This is a genomic window from Microvirgula aerodenitrificans DSM 15089, assembly GCF_000620105.1.
In the GTDB taxonomy this organism is placed as follows: Bacteria; Pseudomonadota; Gammaproteobacteria; order Burkholderiales; family Aquaspirillaceae; genus Microvirgula; species Microvirgula aerodenitrificans.
Genome location: NZ_JHVK01000010.1, coordinates 51,156 through 75,091 on the forward strand (window position 1 = coordinate 51,156; position 23,936 = coordinate 75,091).

The 23,936-nt window shown below is 62.2% G+C and carries 21 protein-coding genes; 20 read left to right on the plus strand and 1 reads right to left on the minus strand.

Features of this window, described 5'->3' with window-relative positions; genetic code table 11:
• The 15 genes from Q352_RS0110155 (at window position 1) to Q352_RS0110225 (ending at window position 14,830) form a co-directional block, all read left to right on the plus strand.
• Window positions 1–783 carry a ParA family protein gene (locus tag Q352_RS0110155; RefSeq protein WP_028499250.1) on the plus strand — a complete coding sequence of 261 codons (783 nt, stop codon included), beginning with the start codon at window positions 1–3 and terminating at the stop codon, window positions 781–783.
• A 2-nt stretch (window positions 784–785) separates the two neighbouring features.
• The gene (locus Q352_RS0110160) at window positions 786–1,631 is read left to right on the plus strand and encodes a ParB/RepB/Spo0J family partition protein (protein ID WP_028499251.1); all 846 of its coding nucleotides are present in this window, start codon (window positions 786–788) and stop codon (window positions 1,629–1,631) included.
• A 103-nt stretch (window positions 1,632–1,734) separates the two neighbouring features.
• On the plus strand, window positions 1,735–2,088 hold the full coding sequence (locus Q352_RS0110165) for an ATP synthase subunit I (RefSeq protein ID WP_036385961.1): 354 nt from the start codon (window positions 1,735–1,737) through the stop codon (window positions 2,086–2,088).
• A 14-nt stretch (window positions 2,089–2,102) separates the two neighbouring features.
• Entirely contained in the window at window positions 2,103–2,894 is a 792-nt protein-coding gene (atpB, locus tag Q352_RS0110170; protein ID WP_028499253.1) for a F0F1 ATP synthase subunit A, read from the plus strand.
• An 88-nt stretch (window positions 2,895–2,982) separates the two neighbouring features.
• Entirely contained in the window at window positions 2,983–3,264 is a 282-nt protein-coding gene (gene atpE / locus Q352_RS0110175; RefSeq protein ID WP_028499254.1) for a F0F1 ATP synthase subunit C, read from the plus strand.
• Between the two features lie 51 nt (window positions 3,265–3,315).
• Entirely contained in the window at window positions 3,316–3,786 is a 471-nt protein-coding gene (locus Q352_RS0110180) for a F0F1 ATP synthase subunit B (RefSeq protein WP_028499255.1), read from the plus strand.
• 7 nt (window positions 3,787–3,793) lie between these two features.
• A complete protein-coding gene (locus tag Q352_RS0110185) occupies window positions 3,794–4,330 on the plus strand; it encodes a F0F1 ATP synthase subunit delta (protein ID WP_028499256.1) in 537 nt (178 codons plus the stop codon).
• An 8-nt stretch (window positions 4,331–4,338) separates the two neighbouring features.
• On the plus strand, window positions 4,339–5,883 hold the full coding sequence (atpA, locus tag Q352_RS0110190; RefSeq protein ID WP_028499257.1) for a F0F1 ATP synthase subunit alpha: 1,545 nt from the start codon (window positions 4,339–4,341) through the stop codon (window positions 5,881–5,883).
• Between the two features lie 34 nt (window positions 5,884–5,917).
• Window positions 5,918–6,784, plus strand: a complete 867-nt coding sequence (atpG, locus tag Q352_RS0110195; protein ID WP_028499258.1) for a F0F1 ATP synthase subunit gamma — start codon at window positions 5,918–5,920, stop codon at window positions 6,782–6,784.
• A 35-nt stretch (window positions 6,785–6,819) separates the two neighbouring features.
• Window positions 6,820–8,196, plus strand: coding sequence for a F0F1 ATP synthase subunit beta (gene atpD, locus Q352_RS0110200; RefSeq protein WP_028499259.1), 1,377 nt, complete (start codon window positions 6,820–6,822; stop codon window positions 8,194–8,196).
• A gap of 11 nt (window positions 8,197–8,207) precedes the next feature.
• On the plus strand, window positions 8,208–8,630 hold the full coding sequence (locus Q352_RS0110205; RefSeq protein WP_028499260.1) for a F0F1 ATP synthase subunit epsilon: 423 nt from the start codon (window positions 8,208–8,210) through the stop codon (window positions 8,628–8,630).
• Window positions 8,631–8,720: 90 nt separating this feature from the next.
• Complete coding sequence (gene glmU / locus Q352_RS0110210) at window positions 8,721–10,085, plus strand: bifunctional UDP-N-acetylglucosamine diphosphorylase/glucosamine-1-phosphate N-acetyltransferase GlmU (RefSeq protein WP_028499261.1); 1,365 nt, start codon at window positions 8,721–8,723, stop codon at window positions 10,083–10,085.
• Between the two features lie 91 nt (window positions 10,086–10,176).
• Window positions 10,177–12,003, plus strand: a complete 1,827-nt coding sequence (gene glmS, locus Q352_RS0110215; protein ID WP_028499262.1) for a glutamine--fructose-6-phosphate transaminase (isomerizing) — start codon at window positions 10,177–10,179, stop codon at window positions 12,001–12,003.
• Window positions 12,004–12,202: 199 nt separating this feature from the next.
• Window positions 12,203–13,621 carry a mannose-1-phosphate guanylyltransferase/mannose-6-phosphate isomerase gene (locus Q352_RS0110220; RefSeq protein WP_036385964.1) on the plus strand — a complete coding sequence of 473 codons (1,419 nt, stop codon included), beginning with the start codon at window positions 12,203–12,205 and terminating at the stop codon, window positions 13,619–13,621.
• A 6-nt stretch (window positions 13,622–13,627) separates the two neighbouring features.
• A complete protein-coding gene (locus tag Q352_RS0110225; protein ID WP_159075970.1) occupies window positions 13,628–14,830 on the plus strand; it encodes a glycosyltransferase family 4 protein in 1,203 nt (400 codons plus the stop codon).
• Here the strand turns inward: Q352_RS0110225 and Q352_RS20605 are convergent.
• Window positions 14,790–15,722 (minus strand): GDP-mannose 4,6-dehydratase, encoded by a 933-nt coding sequence (locus Q352_RS20605; RefSeq protein WP_051528849.1) that lies wholly within the window; start codon window positions 15,720–15,722, stop codon window positions 14,790–14,792. The two genes, Q352_RS0110225 and Q352_RS20605, sit on opposite strands and share 41 nt — an antisense overlap.
• Window positions 15,723–15,848: 126 nt before the next feature.
• Here Q352_RS20605 and gmd point away from each other — a divergent pair, with 126 nt between their 5' ends.
• The 5 genes from gmd (at window position 15,849) to Q352_RS20615 (ending at window position 23,552) form a co-directional block, all read left to right on the plus strand.
• A complete protein-coding gene (gene gmd, locus Q352_RS0110235; RefSeq protein WP_028499265.1) occupies window positions 15,849–16,820 on the plus strand; it encodes a GDP-mannose 4,6-dehydratase in 972 nt (323 codons plus the stop codon).
• 111 nt (window positions 16,821–16,931) lie between these two features.
• Window positions 16,932–17,723: an ABC transporter permease gene (locus Q352_RS0110240; RefSeq protein ID WP_028499266.1), complete on the plus strand. Its 792-nt coding sequence runs from the start codon at window positions 16,932–16,934 to the stop codon at window positions 17,721–17,723.
• A complete protein-coding gene (locus Q352_RS24285; RefSeq protein WP_028499267.1) occupies window positions 17,720–18,949 on the plus strand; it encodes an ABC transporter ATP-binding protein in 1,230 nt (409 codons plus the stop codon). Before Q352_RS0110240 ends, Q352_RS24285 begins: the two co-directional genes overlap by 4 nt.
• Window positions 18,950–18,952: 3 nt before the next feature.
• Entirely contained in the window at window positions 18,953–20,218 is a 1,266-nt protein-coding gene (locus Q352_RS22290) for a class I SAM-dependent methyltransferase (RefSeq protein WP_051528850.1), read from the plus strand.
• On the plus strand, window positions 20,208–23,552 hold the full coding sequence (locus Q352_RS20615; RefSeq protein ID WP_051528851.1) for a glycosyltransferase family 4 protein: 3,345 nt from the start codon (window positions 20,208–20,210) through the stop codon (window positions 23,550–23,552). The genes Q352_RS22290 and Q352_RS20615 overlap by 11 nt, the downstream gene beginning before the upstream one ends.
• The last annotated feature ends 384 nt before the right edge of the window (window positions 23,553–23,936 follow it).

The following is a 23,936-nucleotide window of genomic DNA, read 5'->3' on the forward strand; positions in this document are numbered from 1 at the left end:
ATGGCCCGTGTCCTCGCAGTCACCAACCAGAAGGGTGGCGTGGGCAAGACCACGACCGTCGTCAATCTCGCTGCCAGCCTGGCCGAGAAGGGCCGTCGGGTACTGGTGGTCGACCTCGACCCGCAGGCCAATGCGACCATGGGCTCCGGCGTCGACAAGTCGCAGCTCGAACACACGGTCTATCACCTGCTGATTGATGCCGCGCCGTTCGACTCGGTATGCTGCCGCAGCGAGGCGGGAGGCTATGACCTGCTGCCGGCCAATCGCGACCTGGCTGCGGCCGAGGTCGAGCTGGTCGGTGTCGGCCAGCGCGAAACGCGGCTGCGCGCGGCGCTGGCCACGGTGAAGTCCGGGTATGACTACATCCTGCTCGACTGTCCGCCGGCGCTGAACCTGCTGACCCTGAACGGGCTGGCCGCCGCCGATGGCGTCATCATCCCGATGCAGTGCGAGTACTATGCGCTCGAAGGCCTGTCCGACCTGGTGACCACGCTGCGCAAGATGCGCGGCGCGCTGAATCCGGGCATCGACATCGTCGGCCTGCTGCGGACGATGTTCGATACGCGCTCGACGCTGGCCCAGCAGGTCTCGGCCCAGCTGACCCAGCATTTCGGCGGCAAAGTGTTCACCACCGTGATCCCGCGCAATGTGCGCCTGGCGGAAGCGCCAAGCTACGGCTTGCCGGTCCTCGCCTATGATCGCGCCGCTCGCGGTGCCCGAGCCTACCTGACGCTGGCCGATGAATTGATCGCCCGGCTCGAAACCCAAGCCATACCTGCCTGATGATGTCCAAACCCAAATTCAAGGGGCTCGGACGCGGGCTCGACGTATTGCTGGCCGCCAATCCGGCCGAAGACCGTCTGGCCACGCTTCCGATCGGCGATATTCGCCCCGGTCGCTACCAGCCCCGCACCCACATGGACGAGGCGGCGCTGGCGCAACTGGCCGAATCCATCCTCGCCCAGGGGGTCATCCAGCCGATCGTCGTGCGCGAGATCGGTCTGGGCGACTACGAACTGATTGCCGGCGAACGGCGCTGGCGCGCTGCGCGCAAGGCCGGACTGGCCGAGATCCCCGCCGTGGTGCGTGCCGTGCCGGACGAGGCGGCGCTGGCCATTGCGCTGATCGAGAACATCCAGCGCGAACAACTGAACCCGCTGGAAGAGGCCCACGGCATCCAGCGGCTGATCGACGAGTTCGGCATGACCCATGAACGGGCGGCGTCCGCGCTCGGCCGTTCGCGCAGTGCGGTGACCAACCTGTTACGCTTGCTGAATCTGGCCGAGCCGGTGCAGGACCTGGTCTACGCCGGCCGCATCGACATGGGCCATGCGCGTGCGCTGCTGCCGCTGCCGGTGCTCGACCAGATCGAACTGGCGCGGGATATCGCCGAACGCGGCCTGTCGGTGCGCGATGCCGAACGGCTGGCGCAGGCGCGCCAGCAGCCCGAAGAGGACCGCAAGGCACCGCGCAAGGACCCGGACGTACTCCGGCTGGAAGAGGAAATCGCCGAAATTCTCGGCACTACCGTCCATATTCGTCATGGGTCGAAAGGCCATGGCCGTTTGGTAATTGAATATTCTGACCTGAATTCACTTGATGGTTATCTGCAGAAGCTGAAACGACAATAATGTATATCGTTAAATTCCGATATACCCATGTCTTTGCCGACGTTGACGCTCTTTGCTGCACATCAATATAATCTACGGGTTTTGACCGCGGGCGTACCCATATATGAATACGGTCGTGTTCCGGGTCGTGCGGTTGCAAATTGGATTGACCACCCTGGCGGCGCTTTGCGCCGCTTTGCTAACTGAGGATCCATCTCGCGGTGCCCTGTCCGCCCTGGCGGGGGGAGGCATCGCGATAGCGGGGTCGCTGGTGTACGCATGGTTCGCCCACGGGCGACGGGCGCACCCCGGCGTCATCCTGCGACGGCACTTTCGTGCCGAGGCAATGAAAATGTTCGCCACGCTGATCCTGTTCGTGGTGGTCATTTCGGGTTTTTCAAGTGTGTCGGCACTGGCGTTGCTGGGCGGGTTCGCCCTGGCGCAGTCGGCATACTGGCTTGGACTTCTATCCAAATAAACGAGAGTGGGCAAATGGCTGCTAATGCTACCGAGTACATCAAGCACCACCTGACGCAGGCGACGGTGCCGCATGACGGGGGCTTCTGGGCGATCAACATCGATAGCTTCACTGTATCGCTGATCCTCGGCTTCCTGTTCCTGTTCATCTTCGCCCGCGTGGCGCGAAACTTTAGCGTCGACAAACCGGGCCGCCTGCAGCTGGCGGTCGAAATGCTGGTCGAGATGGTCGGCACCCAGGTACGCGAGATGTTCCACGCCAAGAGCGCCGTGATTGCGCCGCTGGCCCTGACCATCTTCGTCTGGGTGTTCATGATGAACGCGATGGACTTGCTGCCGGTTGACTTGCTGCCGCACATCGCCGGTCTGATCGGCGAGCATGTGTTCGGTGCCGATCCGGAACACGTCTACCTGCGCGTGGTGCCGTCTGCCGACGTCAACACGACCTTCGCCATGTCGATTTCGGTGATGTTCCTGATCATCGGCTTCTCGATCAAGGCCAAGGGCGTGGGCGGCTACGTGAAGGAGCTGTTCTCGGCCCCGTTCGGTCCGAAGCTTGCTCCGGCCAACTTCCTGCTGCAGATCATCGAACTGATCGCCAAGCCGATCTCTCTCGCCCTTCGTCTGTTCGGCAACATGTACGCCGGCGAAATGATCTTCATCCTGATCGCGTTGCTGCCGTGGTGGGCCCAGTGGCCGCTCGGCGCACCGTGGGCGATCTTCCACATCCTGATCATCACGCTGCAGGCGTTCGTGTTCATGATGCTGACCGTCGTGTACCTGAGCCTCGCCGTCGAGGATCACTAAGTTTTCCCCGTCGTCGCCGCCTTCGGGCGGTGGCGACACTGTTTTGCTTTACCCTCATCAACCTCGTCCCACCCCTTAGGAGAGATCCATGGAAGCACTCGTTTCGCAGATTCAGGGCATGACCGCACTGGCCGCAGCCATCATGATCGGCCTCGGCGCCATCGGTACCGCGCTCGGCTTCGGCATCCTGGGCGGCAAGTTCCTCGAGAGCTCGGCCCGCCAACCGGAAATGATCCCGGTTCTGCAAACCAAGCTCTTCATCATCGCCGGTCTGCTCGACGCCATCTCGATGATCGGTGTTGGTATCGCCCTGCTGTACACGTTCAACAACCCGTTCCTGGCCGCTGCCAAGGCTGCCCTGGGCGCGTAATGAACCCCGGCCCAGGCCGGATGTTGTTGAACTGACTGGAGGAAAACAAGCGTGGATATCAACGCAACACTTCTGGGACAGGCGATTACCTTCGCCATCCTGGTGTGGTTCACGATGAAATTTGTTTGGCCTCCGCTTACCAACATGATGGACGAGCGCGCCAAACGCATTGCTGATGGTTTGGCCGCCGCCGAGCGCGGCAAGCAGGATCTGGAACAGGCGAGCAAACGCGTCGAGGAACAGATCCGCACCGCCAAGCAGCAAGCAAGTGAACTCGTGCTGGCTGCGGAAAAGCGCTCTGGCCAGATCGTGGAAGAAGCGAAGCAGGCCGCACGGAGCGAAGGCGAGAAAATCATCGCCGACGCCCGTGCCGAAATCGGCCAGGAAGTGCTCCGCGCCAAGGAAGAACTGCGGGGTCAGCTTGCTGATCTGGCTGTCGCCGGCGCCGAGAAAATCCTGAAGCGCGAGATCGATCCCGCCAAGCACGCTGATCTGCTGGCCTCCATCAAAGCGGAGTTGTAATCAGCCCATGGCAGAACTCATTACCGTAGCGCGGCCATACGCCGAGGCGGTATTCCGGTTGGCTAAGGACGAAGGTCGTCTTGCCCAGTGGGAAGAAGCGCTGGTCTGGCTTGCCGCCACCGTGCGCGAACCCGCCGTCGACGCCATCGTCTCCGATCCGGAGCGTACCCCGGCCGAGATCGAAGCAATGCTGACTGGTGTTCTGGGCGATAAAGCCGATGCCGAGGTCAAGAACCTCGTCGCCGCGCTTGCCGAGAACCGCCGTCTGGTGCTCTTGCCGGCCATCGCCGACCAGTTTGACCAGCTGAAGCAGGCGGAAGAGGGCGTGCTGACCGCACATATCGCCTCCGCCTTCCCGCTTACCGACTCCCAGTCGGCCGAACTCGCAGCGACCCTCAAAGCCAAGTATGGCAAAGAGATTCAACTCGAGGTCAGCGAAGATTCTGCGCTGCTCGGCGGTGTACGCATCCAGATTGGCGACGACGTGATCGACGCCTCGGTACGCGGCAAACTGCAAGCAATGGCGGTCAGCCTCAAAAGTTAGGAGAGATCATGCAGTTGAACCCTTCTGAAATCAGCGAGCTCATTCGCGCGAAGATTCAGAACCTGCCGTCCGCCACCGAAGCGCGTACCACCGGTACGGTCATCTCGGTGACCGACGGCGTCATCCGCATTCACGGCCTCAAGGACGCGATGCAGGGTGAAATGCTCGAATTCCCGGGCAATACCTATGGCCTGGCCCTGAACCTGGAACGCGACTCCGTCGGCGCCGTGGTGCTGGGCGAGTACGAACACATTTCCGAAGGCGACGAAGTCAAGTGCACGGGTCGCATTCTGGAAGTGCCGGTCGGCCCTGAACTGGTCGGTCGTGTCGTGAACTCGCTCGGTCAGCCGATTGACGGCAAGGGTCCGATCGCCGCCAAGGCATCGAGCCCGATCGAAAAGGTCGCGCCGGGCGTGATCGAACGGAAGTCGGTGGACCAGCCGCTGCAAACCGGCCTGAAGGGCATCGATGCGATGATCCCGATCGGCCGCGGCCAGCGCGAACTGATCATCGGTGACCGTCAGACCGGCAAGACCGCCGTGGCGCTGGACACCATCGCGAACCAGAAGGGCACCGGCGTCATCTGCATCTACGTCGCCATCGGCCAGAAGGCTTCGTCGATCGCCAACGTCGTGCGCAAGCTCGAAGACCAGGGCGCGATGGGTCACACCATCATCGTCGCGGCTTCGGCTTCCGAAACCGCCGCCCTGCAATACATCGCCCCGTACTCCGGCTGCGCGATGGGCGAATACTTCCGTGACCGTGGTCAGGATGCGCTGATCGTGTACGACGATCTGTCGAAGCAGGCTGTGGCCTATCGCCAGATCTCGCTGCTGCTGCGCCGTCCGCCGGGCCGTGAAGCCTACCCGGGCGACGTGTTCTATCTGCACAGCCGTCTGCTGGAACGCGCAGCCCGCGTGAACGCCGACTACGTCGAGAAGTTCACCAACGGTGAAGTCAAGGGCCAGACCGGCTCGCTGACCGCGCTGCCGATCATCGAAACGCAGGCCGGCGACGTGTCCGCTTTCGTGCCGACCAACGTGATCTCGATTACCGACGGCCAGATCTTCCTGGAATCCGACCTGTTCAACGCCGGCATCCGCCCGGCCGTGAACGCCGGTATCTCGGTGTCGCGCGTCGGTGGTGCAGCCCAGACCAACGTGATCAAGAAGCTCGGCGGCGGTATCCGTCTGGCGCTGGCGCAATACCGCGAACTCGCGGCCTTTGCCCAGTTTGCCTCCGACCTCGACGAACTGACCCGCAAGCAGCTGTCGCACGGTGAAATCGTGACCGAGCTGATGAAGCAGAAGCAGTTCTCGACGCTGAAGATCTCGGAAATGGCCCTGACGCTGTACGGCGTGACCAAGGGTTACTACGAAGGTGTTCCGGTCCGGAAGGCACTGAAGTTCGAAGCTGATTTCCTGTCGCACATGAAGGCTAACCACGCCGACCTGCTCGCAGACGTGGAAAAGACCGGCAAGCTGTCGGAAGAGAACGACAAGAAACTCGCGCAAGCGATGGAATCGTTCAAGGCCGGCTACAACTTCGCCTGATCTTTTCAGACGTCACCACTGAAAGGATTGGGACATGGCAGTCGGCAAGGAAATTCGCACCAAGATCAAAAGCGTAGAAGGTACGCAGAAGATCACTCGCGCTATGCAGATGGTCGCGACGTCGAAAATGCGCAAGACGCAGGCGCGCATGCGCGCCGCGCGTCCGTATGCCGAGAAGGTCCGTGAAGTGATGGCGCATGTCGCCGAAACCAATCCGGACTTCAAGCATCCCGCGTTGCAGACGCGGGAATCGGTCAAGCGTGTCGGTGTCATCCTGGTCAGCTCGGACAAGGGCCTGTGCGGTGGCTTGAACGCCAACGTGCTGCGCACTTTCTATCAGCTGGTCGACGGATGGAGCGACAAGGGCGTGGAAGTCGACGTTTGCTGCTTCGGCCAGAAAGGCTTTGCGGCGCTCACCCGTCTGAAAATGAACGTGGTGTCCAGCGCAACCCAGCTCGGCGATACGCCGCAGCAGGAAAAGCTGATCGGACCGGCGTCGAAAATCGTCCGCTCGTACCTGAGCGGCGATATCGACGAACTGCACATCGTGTACTCGAAGTTCGTGAACACGATGAAGCAGGAGCCGAAGATCGAGCAGTTGCTGCCGCTCAGGACCGAAGAGCTGGAGAGCGAATTCCCGTACTCGTGGGACTATCTCTACGAGCCGGATGTGCGCTCCGTTCTCGACATTCTGGTTCGCCGCTATCTCGAATCCGTCGTCTTCCAGGCGGTGGCTGAGAACATGGCCAGCGAACAGGCGGCGCGGATGGTGGCCATGAAGGCCGCTACCGACAACGCCGCTCAGGCGATCGAGCGACTGAAGCTGACGTACAACAAGGCGCGCCAGGCCGCGATTACTACCGAGCTTTCGGAAATCGTCGCCGGCGCCGCGGCTGTCTAGCGCTGCGAGACGGTTTACTTTATTGGGATTTGACAATGAGCCAAGGCAAAATCGTACAGATCATTGGCGCGGTCGTTGACGCGGAGTTTCCGCGCAACGCCATTCCAAAGGTCTATGACGCCCTGAAGGTCGAGAGTACTGGCCTGACCCTCGAGGTCCAGCAGCAACTCGGCGACGGCGTGGTGCGCTGCATCGCCATGGGTTCGTCGGACGGCCTCAAGCGTGGCCTCGACGTGATCAGCAGCGGTGCGCCGATCTCGGTACCGGTCGGTACCGCGACGCTCGGCCGCATCATGGACGTGCTCGGCGAACCGGTTGACGAACAAGGTCCGGTTGCGACCGAAGAGCGCATGCCGATTCACCGTACCGCCCCGAAGTTCGACGAGCTGGCTGCTTCGTCCGAACTGCTGGAAACCGGCATCAAGGTGATCGACCTGCTGTGCCCGTTCGCCAAGGGCGGCAAGGTCGGCCTGTTCGGCGGCGCCGGCGTCGGCAAGACCGTGAACATGATGGAGCTGATCCGCAACATCGCCATTGAACACAGCGGTTACTCCGTGTTCACCGGCGTGGGCGAGCGGACCCGCGAAGGCAACGACTTCTATCATGAAATGAAAGAGTCGAACGTTCTGGACAAGGTCGCGCTGGTGTACGGCCAGATGAACGAACCGCCGGGCAACCGTCTGCGCGTGGCACTGACCGGCCTGACCATGGCCGAGAAGTTCCGCGACGAAGGCAAGGACGTGCTGCTGTTCGTCGACAACATCTACCGCTACACGCTGGCCGGTACCGAAGTGTCGGCACTGCTGGGCCGTATGCCGTCCGCCGTGGGCTACCAGCCGACGCTGGCGGAAGAAATGGGCAAGTTCCAGGAACGCGTCGCGTCGACCAAGACCGGCTCGATCACGTCGATCCAGGCCGTTTACGTGCCTGCGGATGACTTGACCGACCCGTCGCCGGCCACGACCTTCGCCCACCTGGACGCCACCGTGGTGCTGTCGCGCGATATCGCCGCGCTGGGTATCTACCCGGCCGTTGACCCGCTCGACTCGACCTCGCGTCAGCTGGATCCGATGGTTGTCGGTGAAGAACACTATGCTGTCGCTCGTGGCGTGCAGATGACGCTGCAAAAGTACAAGGAACTGCGTGACATCATCGCGATTCTGGGTATGGATGAACTGTCGGAAGAAGACAAGTTGATCGTTGCCCGCGCTCGCAAGATCCAGCGCTTCCTGTCGCAGCCGTTCTTCGTCGCTGAAGTGTTCACCGGCAGCCCGGGCAAGTTCGTGTCGCTGCGTGAAACCATCAAGGGCTTCAAGGCGATTCTCGCTGGCGAGTACGATGCACTGCCGGAACAGGCGTTCTATATGGTCGGCGGCATCGAAGAAGCGGCTGAAAAAGCCAAGACGCTCTAAAAGGGTAGGCCATGAGTACGATGCATGTGGAAGTGGTCAGCGCCGAGGCGCAAATCTATTCGGGCGAGGCCGAGTTTCTGGTCGCCCCGGCAGAGATGGGCGAAATCGGTGTGTATCCCCGTCACGTGCCGCTCCTGACCCGTATCAAACCGGGCCCGCTGCGCATTCGTGTGCCGGGTCAGGCCGAAGAAGTGATCGTTGCCGTGTCCGGCGGATTGATGGAAATCCAGCCGGACTCGATCACCGTACTCGCCGATGTGGCGGTACGGGGCGACGAGCTTGACGAGCAGCGTGCGGAAGCCGCGAAGAAGGCAGCCGAGGCCGCACTGGCCAAGGCGACCGACGATCGCGAAACCGCCCAGGCCCGTCAGGCACTGAAGACCGCACTGGCCGAGCTGAAGTCGCTCGAGTATCTGCGTCGTCGGGTTCACTAAACCCGGACTGGTACGAGTGGGGCGGTATGGCCCCAAGCATAAAGGCTGCTATCCTCTCCGGATTGCAGCCTTTTCTTTATTGAATCCGAAATGAACGCGCTCAGTACCGTCATTCTTGCCGCCGGTCGCGGCAAACGCATGTATTCCGACCTGCCGAAAGTCCTGCACCCGATTGGTGGTCAGCCGATGCTCGGCCGGGTCATCACCACCGCGCGCCAGCTGACGCCGGATGTGCTGGTCGTGGTGTACGGCCACGGCGGCGAACGGGTTCGCGAAACGTTCGCTGGCGACAGCGACCTGCGCTGGGCCGAGCAGGCACAGCAACTGGGTACCGGCCATGCGCTGAAAATGGCCATGCCGCATCTGCCGGCGGACGGTCAGGTGCTGGTGCTGTACGGCGACGTGCCGCTGATCCAGGCCGAGACGCTGCGCCGGCTGGCAACGGCGGCCGGCAGCGGCGTCGGCCTGCTGGTCGATACCCTGGACGACCCCACCGGCTATGGCCGCATCGTGCGCGATGCACATGGCCGGGTCAGCGGCATCGTCGAGCAGAAGGACGCGTCGGCAGTGCAATTGGCGATCCGGGAAATCAACACCGGCATCCTGGTGCTGCCGGCGGCGCGGCTGGCCGGCTGGCTGAACGAACTCGGCAATGACAATGTGCAGGGCGAGTACTACCTGACCGACGTGATTGCGCTGGCCGTGCGCGACGATGTCGCGGTGACCACACTGGCCGTGCCGGCCAGCTGGCAGGCGGCCGGGGTGAATGCCAAGCGGCAACTGGCCGAACTGGAACGGATCTTCCAGCGCGAACAGGCGAATGCGCTGCTGGACCAGGGCGTCACGCTGCTGGACCCGTCCCGCTTCGATCTGCGTGGCGAACTGCAGTGCGGCCGTGACGTCAGCATCGATGTCGGCTGTGTGTTCGAGGGCCGGGTCATGCTGGGCGACGGCGTGCACATCGGGGCGCATTGCGTGCTGCGCAATGTCAGCCTGGCAGCCGGCTGTGAGGTCCAGCCGTTCTCGCATCTGGATGGTGCCAGCGTCGGCGAAGGCGCCCGCATCGGTCCGTACGCGCGGCTGCGGCCGGGCGCCGAACTGGCCGGCCACGTGCATGTCGGCAACTTTGTCGAGATCAAGAAATCGCGCGTCGGCGAGGGCAGCAAGGTCAATCATCTGACCTATATCGGCGACAGCGACATCGGCCGCGGCGTCAATGTCGGCGCCGGTACCGTGACCTGCAACTACGATGGCGTGAACAAGTTCCGCACCGTGGTCGAGGACAACGCGTTTATCGGTTCCGGCACCATGCTGGTCGCACCGGTCAGGATCGAACAGGGCGCAACCATTGGTGCCGGTTCGGTCATTACCCGCACCGCACCGACCGGTGCCCTGACGCTGGCCCGGGCCAAGCAGATGACGCTGTCCGGCTGGCAGCGACCGAAGAAACCGTAACGCGCACGCCGGCGACGCTTCGTTACCGATGGGGTCGGGGCCACCGTATATAATGGCGCATTGCCCGCCCGGATTGATTTGAGGACAGAATATGTGTGGTGTAGTCGGTGCCGTATCCCATCGTGATATCGTTCCTCTGCTGATCGATGGCCTGAAGCGGCTGGAATACCGGGGCTACGATTCGTCCGGCATTGCCGTCAATGTCGGCGATGAAATCCGCCGGGTTCGCCGTGTCGGCCGGGTGACGGAAATGGAAACGGCCGTGCTCGCGGAAGGCCTGCAGGGCAGCGCCGGTATCGGCCATACCCGCTGGGCCACCCACGGCGGCGTGACCGAGCCGAATGCACACCCGCATATCTCCAATGGCCGCATTGCCATCGTGCATAACGGCATTATCGAGAACCACGAAGAAAAGCGCGCCGAACTGATCGCCCAGGGGTATGAATTCAGTTCGCAGACCGATACCGAAGTGGTCGCCCACCTGATCGACTTCTACGACCAGCAGAGCCACGACCTGTTCGACGCGGTCCGCCGCGCGGTGCGCGAGCTGCATGGCGCCTACGCCATCTGCGTGATGGCGCTCGACCGCCCGCAGGAGCTGGTCGCGGCCCGCATGGGCTGCCCGCTGCTGATCGGCCTTGGCAATGACGAGAATTTCGTCGCCTCCGACGTGTCCGCCATCCTGTCCGCCACCCGCCGGGTGATGTTCATGGAAGAGGGCGACGTCGTGCGGCTGACGCGCGAGGGGGTCGACATCACCGACCAGAACGGTACGCCGGTGCAGCGCGACATCCGCGAAAGCGAAGTGTCACTGGCCTCGCTGGAGCTGGGCCCGTACAGCCACTTCATGCAGAAGGAAATCCACGAGCAGCCCAAGGCCCTGTCCGACACCATCGATGCCGTGCTGGGCGCGGGCTTCAGCCCGGCCGTGTTCGGTGACGACAGCGGCCGGCTGGCCGCTGCGGAAGGGGTGAAGATCCTGGCCTGCGGCACCAGCTACTACGCCGGTCTGACTGCCAAATACTGGATCGAGGCGATTGCCGGCCTGCCGTGCAGCGTCGAAGTGGCCAGCGAGTATCGCTACCGCGACGCCTACGTGAATCCGGCACACCTGATCGTCACCCTGTCGCAGTCCGGCGAAACGCTGGACACCATGGAAGCGCTGAAGCGCGCCCGCGAGCTCGGTCACCGCACTGCGCTGTCGATCTGCAATGTCAGCGAGAGCGCGATTCCGCGCGCCAGCGACCTGGTGTTCTACACCCGCGCCGGTGCCGAAATCGGCGTCGCCTCGACCAAGGCGTTCACCACGCAACTGGTGGCGCTGTTCACGCTGGCGATCACGCTGGGCAAGCAGCGCGGGCGAGTCGATGCCGAGGCCGAAGCCGGTTATCTGGAAGCGCTGCGCTACCTGCCGGGCTCGGTCCAGCATGCGCTGAACCTGGAACCGCAGATCAGCAGCTGGGCGCAGGCGTTTGCGTCGAAGCAGCATGCGCTGTTCCTCGGTCGCGGCGTGCATTACCCGATCGCGCTGGAAGGCGCGCTGAAGCTGAAGGAAATCACCTATATCCACGCCGAGGCCTACCCGGCCGGCGAGCTCAAGCACGGTCCGCTGGCGCTGGTCGACAGCGACATGCCGGTGGTGGTCATCGCGCCGAAGGATACGCTGCTGGAAAAGGTGAAATCCAACATGCAGGAAGTGCGCGCGCGCGGCGGCGAGCTGTTCGTGTTTGCCGACCTGGACAGCCAGTTCAGCGATTCCGACTGCGTGCACGTGATCCGTACCCCGCGCCATGTCGGCATCCTGTCGCCGATCGTGCACACCATTCCGGTGCAACTGCTGGCCTATCACGTGGCGCTGGCCAAGGGCACCGACGTCGACAAACCGCGCAATCTGGCGAAGAGCGTGACGGTGGAGTAGACCGCTCAGCGCCGGATTTTATCCGTATAGATCTTATATTCCGGGTGTAAATATATTGGCATTTTTATTTGTCAATAAAATGCCGGCGGTGAATATCCATTGATCGGCGATAACAGTCCGTTTCGCCTGCGCCGGGAAAACGTTCATAATCGCGAGCAGAACCTTTCAAACTTTTGATCTTCGATTCCATTGGAACAGAATGCCTACCTTGATCCCGACCATTCTGTGCGGCGGCGCCGGCTCGCGGCTGTGGCCCGTCTCGCGCGAACAGCATCCGAAACCGTTCATCCGGCTGGCTGACGGAAAAAGCCTGCTGCAGAAGGCATTTCTCCGCAGTTTCAAATTGCCGGATGTGGCAGAAATCCTGACGGTGACCAACCGCGATCTGTTCTTCAAGACCAAGGACGAGCTGCGCGAAGTCAATTCGCGGAAACTGCCTGCGTCATTCATGCTGGAGCCGTTCGGGCGCAATACCGCTGCCGCAGTCGCCTGCGCGGCCCTGCAGGTCCGCCAGCGCCATGGTGACGATGCAGTGCTGCTGGTGCTTGCAGCCGATCACCTGATCGCCAACCAGAAAGCATTTGCAACTGCGGTGGCGCGCGCAGTCGAGCTGGCTGCAGATGGCATGCTGGTAACGTTCGGCATCCACCCGGACAGCCCGGAAACCGGATACGGCTATATCGAGGCTGATGGTCACCGCGTGCTGCGTTTTGTCGAAAAGCCTTCTCAGGACACCGCTCGCGACTATCTGGCCTCGGGCCGTTTTCTGTGGAATTCGGGCATGTTCTGCTTCCGGACCGGCACGCTGATCGACGAGATGAACGCGCACAGCCCCGAGGTCATTCAGGCGGTCGAGCACTGCCTGGCCGCCTCGCAGCAGGTGGGAGGACAGGACGTGCTGCAGCTTGAACTCGACGCCGAGCGTTTTGCCGTCGTGCCCGATATCTCCATCGACTATGCGCTGATGGAAAAATCGTCGCGAGTGGCCGTGGTGCCATGCGATATCGGCTGGAGTGACATCGGTTCTTGGACTGCGCTGGGCGCCCTCGTTCCGCCGGACGAGGACGGTAACTGTATCGAAAGCGAAGTCATGCTTCATGATGTCAGCAACTGCTACATCAAGAGCGAGGAGCGGCTGGTTGGTGCTGTCGGCATCGACAATCTGGTCATCATCGACACTTCGGATGCGTTGCTGGTGGCTAGCAAGGACCGTGTTCAGGACGTCAAGCGGATCTATGCGGGCCTTAAGGAGCAGGGGCATGAGGCCTACAAGCTCCACCGCACAGTCCACCGCCCATGGGGCACTTACACCGTGCTGGAAGAAGGTGACCATTTCAAGATCAAACGCATCGTGGTCAAGCCGGGGGCCAGTCTCAGCCTGCAGATGCACCATCATCGCAGTGAACACTGGATCGTCGTGCGCGGCGCGGCGCGGGTGGTCAATGGGGACAAGGAAATTTTCGTGTCGACCAACGAGTCGACCTATATTCCCGCCGGTCACCAGCACCGGCTGGTAAACCCCGGCTCGATCGATCTGGTACTGATTGAGGTGCAGAGCGGCGAATACCTGGGAGAAGACGACATTGTCCGCTTTCAGGACAACTACGGTCGCTGCTGAATGGGCATGGATGACGCGCTGCTGCGCCGCCTGACTGTGCCGACGGCGACCGATCACGTGCTGCTCGACGTGGATGCCGTGCGCCAGCCGCTGACTGGTATCGGTCGCTATGCGCTGATGCTGGCACGCGGCCTGTCGGCCGAGTTGGATGCGGAGGCGCTCCAGTTGCTGCGTGGAGGCCATCCGGTCAGCCTTGGGCAGATGGAGCGCGGGCTGGCTTCCGGTTCGGCCGGACGCGTGGCCCGGATCGCTGCGAGACTGCCGTTTCGCCCGATACTGCGGCGCGCCTACCTGCAGTGGGTCGGCATGCAGAGCCGTACCTTGCTGGCGCGCCGGGCCGAGCAGGGTTACCTGCTCCACACGCCGAACTATCTGGGACTCGATTATCCGGGGCGCACGCTGATCACGCTGCACGATCTGTCCTACTGCCATTACCCGGAGTGCCACCCTCCCGAGCGAGTGCGCTGGATGAACGAATGCCTGCCGAGCCGGATCGAGCAGGCGGTCGGTCTGATCACGGATGCGGAGTCGGTACGGCAGGAAGTGATCGCCACCTATGGTGTCGCCCCGGACAAGGTCACTGCGATTCCGCTTGGTGTGGAGCCGGAGTTCCATCCGCGTGAGGCAGCCGATCTGGATCCGGTGCTTGCGCGATACCGGCTGGCGTCGGGCGGATATCTGCTGTCGGTGGCTACCCTGGAGCCACGCAAGAATCTGGAACGTCTGCTGGACGCCCATGAGCGCCTGCCGGTGTCGCTGCAGAGCGCCTGGCCGCTGGTGCTGGCCGGCGGGCGAGGCTGGAGCAATGCTCGTCTGCTCGAACGGCTGCAGGCCGCCGAGGCCTCCGGCCGCGTTCGGCGACTCGGCTATGTGGCCGAAGATGACCTGCCGGCCCTGTACGCGGGGGCCCGGGCGTTTGCGCTGCCCTCGCTGTACGAGGGTTTCGGTCTGCCACTGCTGGAGGCGATGGCGTCCGGCATTCCTGCATTGGCATCCGACCGTGGTTCTCTGCCCGAGGTGGCAGGCGACGGCGCACTACTGGTTGACGCGCTTGATGTGACGGCCATGAGCGTCGCGCTCGAACGATTGCTGACCGATGCGCCGCTGCGCGCACGTCTTGTGGCTGCGGCGCGCGCGCGCGCGGCGACCTATACCTGGGCGCGCTGTGTCAGCGAGACACGGAATGCATACCGCCGCTGTCCGTGGTGAACCTCGCGAAGCTGGAGTAGATAGCGCGCAGGGAATCCTCTATCGGCGTTCGCGGTTGCCAGCCGGTTGCGTTGCTCAGCCGCGCATGACTGGCGACAACCCGGCGCTGTTCGGCCGGGCGCAGACGCGCCGGGTCCTGACGGACCTCTACCGTGACACCGGCAATGGCGATCAGACGGTCTAGCAGGTCGCGCACCCGGTATTCGTGACCCGAGCAGATGTTGTAGATGCCTCCGCGCACGCCGTGCGCTAGCAGGTCCAGATAGGCCTCGGCCACATCGGCCACATCGGTGAAATCCCGTGTCACGTCGATGTCCCCGACCTCCAGCACCGGCGCCAGCTCTCCGCGGGCGATCGCGGCCAGTTGTGAAGCAAAAGACGGCAGCGCGAAACCGGTGCTCTGGCCAGCGCCAACATGATTAAACGGTCGCGCCATCATGATCCGGTAGCGGCTGCTGATGGCGCGCTGGAAGCACAGCGCCTCGGCGGCAACCTTGCTGACTGCGTACGGGTTGCGCGGATGTAACGGCGTGTCCTCGGTGATCGGGAATGCGGCCGGGTCGACCAGGCCATACATGTCGCCCGAACCGACGAACAGCAGGGCGCCGTCGAATCCGCAGGCATCGAGAGCATTGAGCAACGCTTCTGTCCCGTGGTAATTGACCCGGAACGTGGCGGCGGGATCCTCGAAAGAGGCCGCGACATTGCTCTGGGCGGCCAGGTGCAGCACGGCGTCCGGGGCCAGTCGGCGGATTTCCGCCTCCAGTGCCCGATTGTCCAGCACATCGACCACAGAAGGCAGGGCCAGCCAGTCGGCGCTACGGCCGGCCTGCAGTTGCCTGACTACATGACCGGCGACAAAACCCCGACCTCCCGTTATCATTAACCGCATTTTTTACTCCGGTCTCTGGTTGATGGCCGGGGTATTGTGCCCGAAGTGCGCCCTCCGCGTGAGGATCACCGTGCCGGGTTTCAGCAAGCCAAGCCAAAGGACGCGGGTGTCTACCGCGAGTCGAATATGAGCAAACGAGCACTCATCACTGGTCTGACCGGCCAGGATGGCGCCTACCTGGCGCAACTTCTGTTGAACAAGGGTTACGAAGTCTACGGGATCATTGCCCGCCGCAGTACGCCGACAGTCTGGCGGCTGGACGAGCTGGGCATTCGCGAAGAAATCCGGTTCATCGAGGCCGATCTGGCCGATGCTGCGTCGCTGATCCGCGCCGTCCAGCAGAGTCAGCCGGACGAAATCTACAACCTTGGTGCACAGAGCTTCGTCGGCACCTCGTGGAACCAGCCGCTGGTCACCGCCGACATCGATGCGCTCGGTGTGACGCGACTGCTCGAAGCGATCCGCCTGGTCAAGCCGGACGCGCGGTTCTACCAGGCATCGACCAGCGAAATGTTCGGTTTGATCCAGGCCGAGCGGCAGAGCGAGACGACGCCGTTCTACCCGCGCAGCCCGTATGGCGTGGCCAAGCTGTATGGTCACTGGATCACCGTCAACTACCGCGAGAGCTTCAAGCTCCATGCCTCCAGCGGCATCCTGTTCAACCACGAGTCGCCGCTGCGCGGCATCGAATTCGTGACGCGCAAGGTGACTGACGCCGTCGCGCGCATCAAGTTCGGCAAGCAGAAGGAACTGCGCCTCGGCAATATCGACGCCAGGCGCGACTGGGGTTTTGCCGGAGATTATGTTGAAGCCATGTGGCTGATGCTGCAACAGGACACACCGGACGATTACGTCGTTGCCACCGGTGTGACGACCACCGTGCGCACGATGTGCGAAATTGCTTTCCGCCATGTGGGGCTGAACCCCGACGACCATATCGTCATCGACCCGGCTTTCTTCCGCCCGGCCGAGGTGGACGTGCTGCTCGGCAACCCGGACAAGGCGCGCGCCAAACTGGGCTGGACGCCGAAGACCTCGCTCGAACAACTGATCACCATGATGGTCGAGGCCGACCTGCGCCGTGTCGGGAAAGAATAAACGTCGCGCATCGGGCGGGGTTCCCCCGCCTGCTCCGCCCTCTCGGCGGCTTTTCCGTACCGCTTCTCCCCTGAAACTGTCCGCGGTCGACTATCGCGGGCAGAGGACCGAATGAAACTGATCCATTCCCTCTGGCAATTTCGAGGCTTCGTGCTTGGCAGCGTCAAGCGGGATATCCACGCGCGTTATCTGGGGACCCTGCTCGGCGCGACCTGGATTGTCATCCAGCCGCTGATGATGATCCTCGTCTACACACTGATTTTCTCCAAAGTCATGCACAGCCGGCTACCCGGCGTGGGGGGCGACTTCGCCTATAGCATCCACCTGTGCGCGGGTCTGCTGCCGTGGCTGTATTTTTCCGAAACCCTGCTGCGCTGTCAGACGATCTTTATCGACAATGCCAACCTGATGAAGAAGAGCAGTTTCCCGAACATCTGCTTGCCTGTCATCACTGTTCTGATCACCTCGTTCAATTTTGCGGTGATTTTCAGTCTTTTCCTGGTGTTTTTGCTGCTGATCGGTCATTTTCCAGGGTGGGTGATTCTGGCCATCCTGCCGGTCATTGTGCTGCAGACGCTGCTGGCGCTGGGGCTGGGCCTTCTGTGCGCGACGCTGAACGTGTTTTTCCGCGACGTGGGCCAACTGGTCGGTGCCGTGTTGCAGTTCGGCTTCTGGTTGACTCCGATCATCTACCCGATTTCTGTGCTGCCAGTGTGGACGCACCGCTGGATCATGCTGAACCCGCTGGTCGGCGTCTTCAACTTCTACCAGACCATTTTCGTGGAGCAGCGCATACCGCCGCTCGATGGTCTGCTATCTGCAGCGATCTGGACCTCGTTTTCCCTGGTGATCGGCCTGTGGGTTTACCGTCGCCATCAACGTGAAATGGTGGATGAACTATGAATCCGGTGATCGAAGTCAACGGACTCAGCAAGGCCTACAAGAACTACCCGGGCAAATGGAGCCGACTGCGCGAATGGCTGTCCCCGCGCGGGCAGCCGCGCCACCGGCTGAGCTGGGTGCTTCATGGCCTGAGCTTCAGTGTGGCGGCCGGCGAGTCGGTCGGCATTGTGGGCCAGAATGGTGCCGGCAAGAGCACCCTGCTCAAACTGCTGACTGGGACGTCCTTTCCCACCGCTGGTCAGGTCCGGGTCAATGGCCAGCTATCGGCATTGCTGGAACTGGGAATGGGATTTCACCCGGATTTCACCGGTCGTCAGAATGTCTACATGACCGGCCAGTTGATGGGACGGACCAGCGGCCAGATCGACGGTGCGCTGGCCGGGATCGAGGCGTTTGCCGAAATTGGCGATTATTTCGACCGTCCTGTTCGCACATATTCCAGTGGCATGCAAGTGCGGCTGGCGTTCAGCGTTGCGACAGCGTTTCGGCCCGATATCCTGATTGTCGATGAGGCGCTGGCAGTCGGGGATGTTTATTTTCAACACAAGTGTTTCGGCCGAATTCGCGCTTTTCGCGAACAAGGCACGACACTGCTGTTCGTCTCCCACGACCCGGGGGCTGTCAAGAGCTTGTGTGATCGTGCCATTCTGCTGAATGGTGGCCGCATTGTTCTTGACGACAAGCCGGATATCGTGCTTGACCACTACAACGCGCTGATCGCCGAGCGCGAGGCAGACCATCACCGCGCGAATGCGCGCGAGACGCCTCTGCATCTGCGTTCGGGCAACCGCAAGGCGGAGATCAACGGTGTCGTACTGCAGCATGGCGACGAGGAACGCCAGATTTTCCGCGTCGGCGAGGCGGCACAACTGCGCGTGCGCTATCAGGTTCACGAGCAACTGGCCGACCTGACGTTTGGCATCCTGATCAAGGATCGCCTCGGCAATGACATCTTCGGCACCAACACTTGGCACCTTGGCTATTCCGAGCCCCTGGGAACGCAGCCGGGTCATGAGCAGGAACTGGTGCTGAACATCCCGTCGCTTGCCCTCGGCGTCGGTAGTTACAGTGTGACACTGGCGTTGCACAGCCATGCGACCCACTTGCAGGACAGCTACGACTGGTGGGAAAAATGCCTGGTGTTCGAAGTGGTTCGGGGGTCACACCCCGAGTTCATCGGCACCAGCCCTCTGGTCATCGAGCCTCACCTTAGCCCCCGAAACTGAGCCATGCTGCAAGACAATAACCCGGAAATTGACCTGCAGGTGCTGGAAGCCCGGCTGTCCCGCGATATACAGACACGTCGTCGTGACAGCCTGATGCAGGCCACACCACTGGCGGTGGCGCCCGTCGGAAAACCGTCGCTGCGCCAGCGTCTGCAACGTTATCCACTGCTGGTGCGCATCGTGCGTGCCACACGGCGCACGATGCAGGCCCTGACCCTGCATGGGCTGCCTTTCCGCGAACGCGTGCGAATGCTGCCGCTGGTCGGCCGAGCAGCGCGCTGGACCTTCGTGCTGCTGCAGTTGCCACGCTTCCGCGACATCACACTGGGCAAGCTGCAGGTGCATGACGATCTGTTCCGGCAGCATACTGAAGCCATTCGTTCGTCTCAGGCGCACCTGCAGAGCCTGCAGGACGCGAACAATGACATGTCCGCCGCGCTGCTGAACATGGAGCGGCAGCAGCGGGCCTGGCGTTGCACGCAGGAAAACCGCATTGCATCTCTCCAGCAGCAATTGCGTGAAGCCGAGCAACTGCTGCTGCGCGGGGCCGATGAATGCGCTGCTCCTTTGCCGCGCGACACTGTCGAGACGGCACTGCTTGACAGCTACTATGTGGCTTTCGAGGACGCTTTCCGCGGCAGCCGCGAGGAGATCAAGGCCCGGCAGACCGTGTACCTGCCGGTCTTGCGCGAGCGCGCCGGTGGCCAGGCTGACTGGAGCGTGCTCGACATCGGTTGTGGCCGGGGCGAGTGGCTGGAGCTGCTGACCGAGAACGGCATTGCCTGCCGGGGCATCGATCTCAACCAACGGATGGCCGAGCAATGCCGGCAGCACGGGCTGGACGTCACTCATGGCGATGCGATCTCCTACCTGAACAGCCTGCCTGCCGGCAGCCTGGGCGCGGTGACCGGTTTTCATCTCATTGAACACATCCCGTTTGAGGTGCTGTTGCAGCTGTTCGACGCTGCGCTGCGCGCATTGCGCCCGGACGGACTGGTGATTTTCGAAACGCCAAACCCCGAAAACGTGATTGTGGGTTCTTGCTCGTTCTACAACGACTCGACCCATCTGAACCCCATTCCCCCGCTGGTGCTCGAATTCCTCGCTCAGCATCGCGGCTACGCACGTACCGAGATCCGCCGCCTGCACCCGGTTGATGCCGAATGGCATGTCAAGGACGGCAGCAGTGAGCTGGCCCAGCGTTTCAACCACCTGATGTACGGTCCTCAGGACTACGCGCTTATCGCCTGGAAACGACATGCAGATTGACGCCATCCACCAGTTCAGCCACAGCTGTGCACCCGGCGACGGGGTGACCAATGGCTTGTTGTTCACCCGCAAGCTGTTGCGTTCCCTCGGATTCCGGTCGGAAATCTACTGCGTTACCGTCCATGACGCCCTCAAACACGATCTCCGCTCGTTCCGCGACTATCCGGTCGGCGAGGACCGCCAGGCGCTGCTCGTCCATCACAGTCTCGGCCATGACGATGCGGCCTGGATCGAGGCGCGCACTGAGCCGAAAATCCTCGTTTACCATAACATCACCCCGGCGGAATTCTTCCCGGAGGGCAGCTATCTGCACCGCTACTGCACCCTCGGCCGACAGCAGTTGCGCGACTGGGCGCCGCAGTGCATCGGTGCCATCGGGGATTCGGACTTCAATTCCGATGAGCTGCGCGACAGCGGATACGGCAATGCGGTCACCATTCCTATGCTGGTCGATATTGACCGGGTACTGGCGGCACCCTGCGATGTGCGTATCGAAGCCCGGCACGCCGACACATTCAACGTGCTGTTTATCGGACGCATCTGCGAGAACAAGGGCCAGCTCGACCTGCTGGAAGCTTTTGCCGAGCTGCTGCACTTCATTGATCGTCCGGCGCGGCTGATGATCGTTGGTGGCACGACCAGCGAGGACTACCGCGCGCGACTGGATGCACGGATCGCCGAGCTCGGACTCGGCGATTATATCGACATGCCGGGCAAGGTGCCGGCTGACGCCCTGATCGGCTACTACCGTGCCGCCGACGTGTTCGTGTCCATGAGTGAGCACGAAGGCTTCGGCATGCCGCTGATCGAGGCCATGCTGCACGACGTCCCGGTGGTAGCCTACAACAGCAGCAATATCGGCAATACGCTGGGTGAGGGCGGCCTGCTGCTGGACAGCAAGGACCCGCGCCGGATCGGTGCGCTGCTGAACCTGATTTCCAGCCAGCCGGCGCTGCGCCGCCGTATCATCGCCGCGCAGCGGCGCAATCTCGAACGCTTCCGCGCCGACGTCGTCCGCCGGCAACTGGCCGATTACCTTGGCTCGCTGGATATCGGGGTGCCGCTGGCGCCGGTCGACATGCCGCGTAACGACCTGCTGGCCTGGCAGGTCGAAGGCCCGTTCGATAGTGATTACAGCCTGGCCATCGTCAACCGTGAACTCGCGCGCGCACTGCGTGATCTCGGCGAGAACGTTGCATTGTTTTCGACCGAGGGTGGTGGGGATTTTGCGCCGGATGCCGGCTTTCTGGCCGCTCATCCCGACATTGCTGCACTGTCGCAGCGCAGCGCGTCACACCCGCAACTGGATACCGTACTGCGTTTCTGCTACCCGCCGCGTACGAACCGGATGAGGGGGCGGGTCAATGCCTTCCACTGCTATGGGTGGGAAGAAAGCGCGTTTCCGGCCGACCATGCGGCCCGCTTCAACCATGATCTCGACCTGATCACCGTGCTGTCGCGGGAAGTGGAAAAAATTCTGCGCGACAATGGCGTAAGCACGCCGATCGCCGTGGTCGGGGCCGGCGTCGACCATATACTCGCGGCGCCGGTGGCCAGCACTGGCGTGCCGGGACGCGGCTTCCGCTTCCTGCACGTGTCGTCCTGTTTCCCGCGCAAGGGGGTGGATGTGCTGCTGCGCGCATGGGGCAAGGCATTCCGTGCCGGGGACGATGTCAGCCTGATCATCAAGACCTTCCCCAATCCGCACAACACGGTCGCCAGCCAGCTGGAACGTTTGCGGGCAGCCGATCCTGACTACCCGGACGTTGTCCTGATCGAGCGCGATCTGCCGCAGGCCGAGCTGAACGCGCTGTACCGAGGCTGCGACGCCTTTGTCGCGCCGGGACGCGGTGAAGGACTGGGCATGCCGATGGCTGAAGCCATGCTGTTCGATCTGCCGGTCATCACGACCAACTGGGGCGGGCAGACTGACTTTTGCACCGAGGAAACGGCCTGGCTGGTCGATTACCGTTTCGCGCCGGCACAGACGCATCTCGGGCTGTCGAATTCGGTCTGGGCGGAGCCGGACCTTGCGCATCTGACCGCCAGGCTGCGTGAAGTGCGCCAGACGAGCCCGGCTGGGCTGACCCGCCGGACGGCGGCCGCCCGCCTGAAAATCGAGCGTGACTATACCTGGCGCGGTGTGGCTGAACGGACCCGCGCAGCAGTGGCCGCACTGGAGGCGCAGCCGCTGCTGCGCCCGGAACCGAAAATCGGCTGGGTCAGCACCTGGCACAGCCGCTGCGGTATTGCCATCTATGCCGAACGTCTTGCCTGCCGTATCCCGGCCGACCGGCTGGTCGTGCTTGCCAACCGCGACGCCGAAGTGGAGAGCCCGGACGCGCCAAACGTCCACCGCTGTTGGTCTGCTGCCGACAAGTCCGCCGGGAGCCTGGATGCGCTGTATGACACTATCGTTGCCCAGGGTCTGGGGGCGGTTGTCATCCAGTTCAACTTCTCGTTCTTCGGCCTGCCTGCGCTGGCCAGATTGGTCGAGCGGCTGAAAGCACGCGCGATCGGTGTGCACCTGTTCTTCCACTCGACGGCTGACGTCCATCATGGTGCCGAACTGAAGACCCTGACGGATATTGCTCCCGCGCTGGCCACCGCCGACCGATTGTACGTTCACGGCGTGGATGACCTGAACCGGCTCAAGACCTTCGGTCATGTACGCAATGTCGTTCTGTTCCCGCATGGCGTGGGGGCGGCGCCCGTACCGGCTGTACGCCCGGCCGTGCTGGCCGGCAAGCGCGTGCTGGCCAGTTACGGCTTTCTGTTGCCACACAAGGGCATACAGGCGCTAATTCATGCATTTGCCATGCTTGCCGAGCGCCAGTCCGATCTGTACTTGTTACTGGTTACCGCATGCTACCCGGTCGAGCAGTCGGCGCAGGAAGCACGTGATTGCCAGGCGCTGATCGACCATTACCGGCTGGGGGGGCGAGTGACTTTCCTGACCGATTTTCTGCCCGATACCGAAAGCCTGAGCTGGCTTCAGCATGCCGATTTGCTCGTCTATCCGTATCAGCATACCCAGGAATCGTCGAGTGCCGCCGTGCGCACCGGCCTGTCGGTCGGTGTGCCGGTCGCGGTCACGCCGCTGAGTATTTTCGATGATGTGGGCGAGGCAGTGAACCGTCTGCCGGGCACCGGGCCCGAGCAACTGGCGGCAGGCCTGTCGTTGCTGCTGGAGCGGCTGGCCACACCGGTGGCGCGAACGGCCGAGTGCGAGCGCATTGCACGCTGGTGCGCGGTCCGGCAGTGGCCGCAGTTGTCGACCCGGCTGTGCCGGCTGATCGACGGGCTCGCACCGTCATCGCTAGATGCCCACTAATGATGGGCCTGCCATATTCAATGGTGAATGAATTTTTGTGTTGGCGGGAGTGCTCTCCCTCCCTAATCATGCGTACTTTGATGTGTCGGTAAAACCGATAGTGCCTGCATTTTGAGCCATTGCAGCCCGCCAGAAGCGGGTCGTTTTCCTTGAATGGTGCACGCATCCGGAGTTGGTGTTGCAAAAATGATACAGTTAAAGTGCAGCCGAAAAAACGTAAACTTTTGGTCCCGTAAAAAAGTCAATACGAAAATTTGTGACGAATCGGTCGTTTGATGTAAATCAAAAGTCAGTTAATGCAATGAATTTGAAAGAGTTTTTTTTATTCGGAATTGAGGTGATAGATGAATTTTTATTGATGCTGGCTTTGCCGGCAAGAAAGCT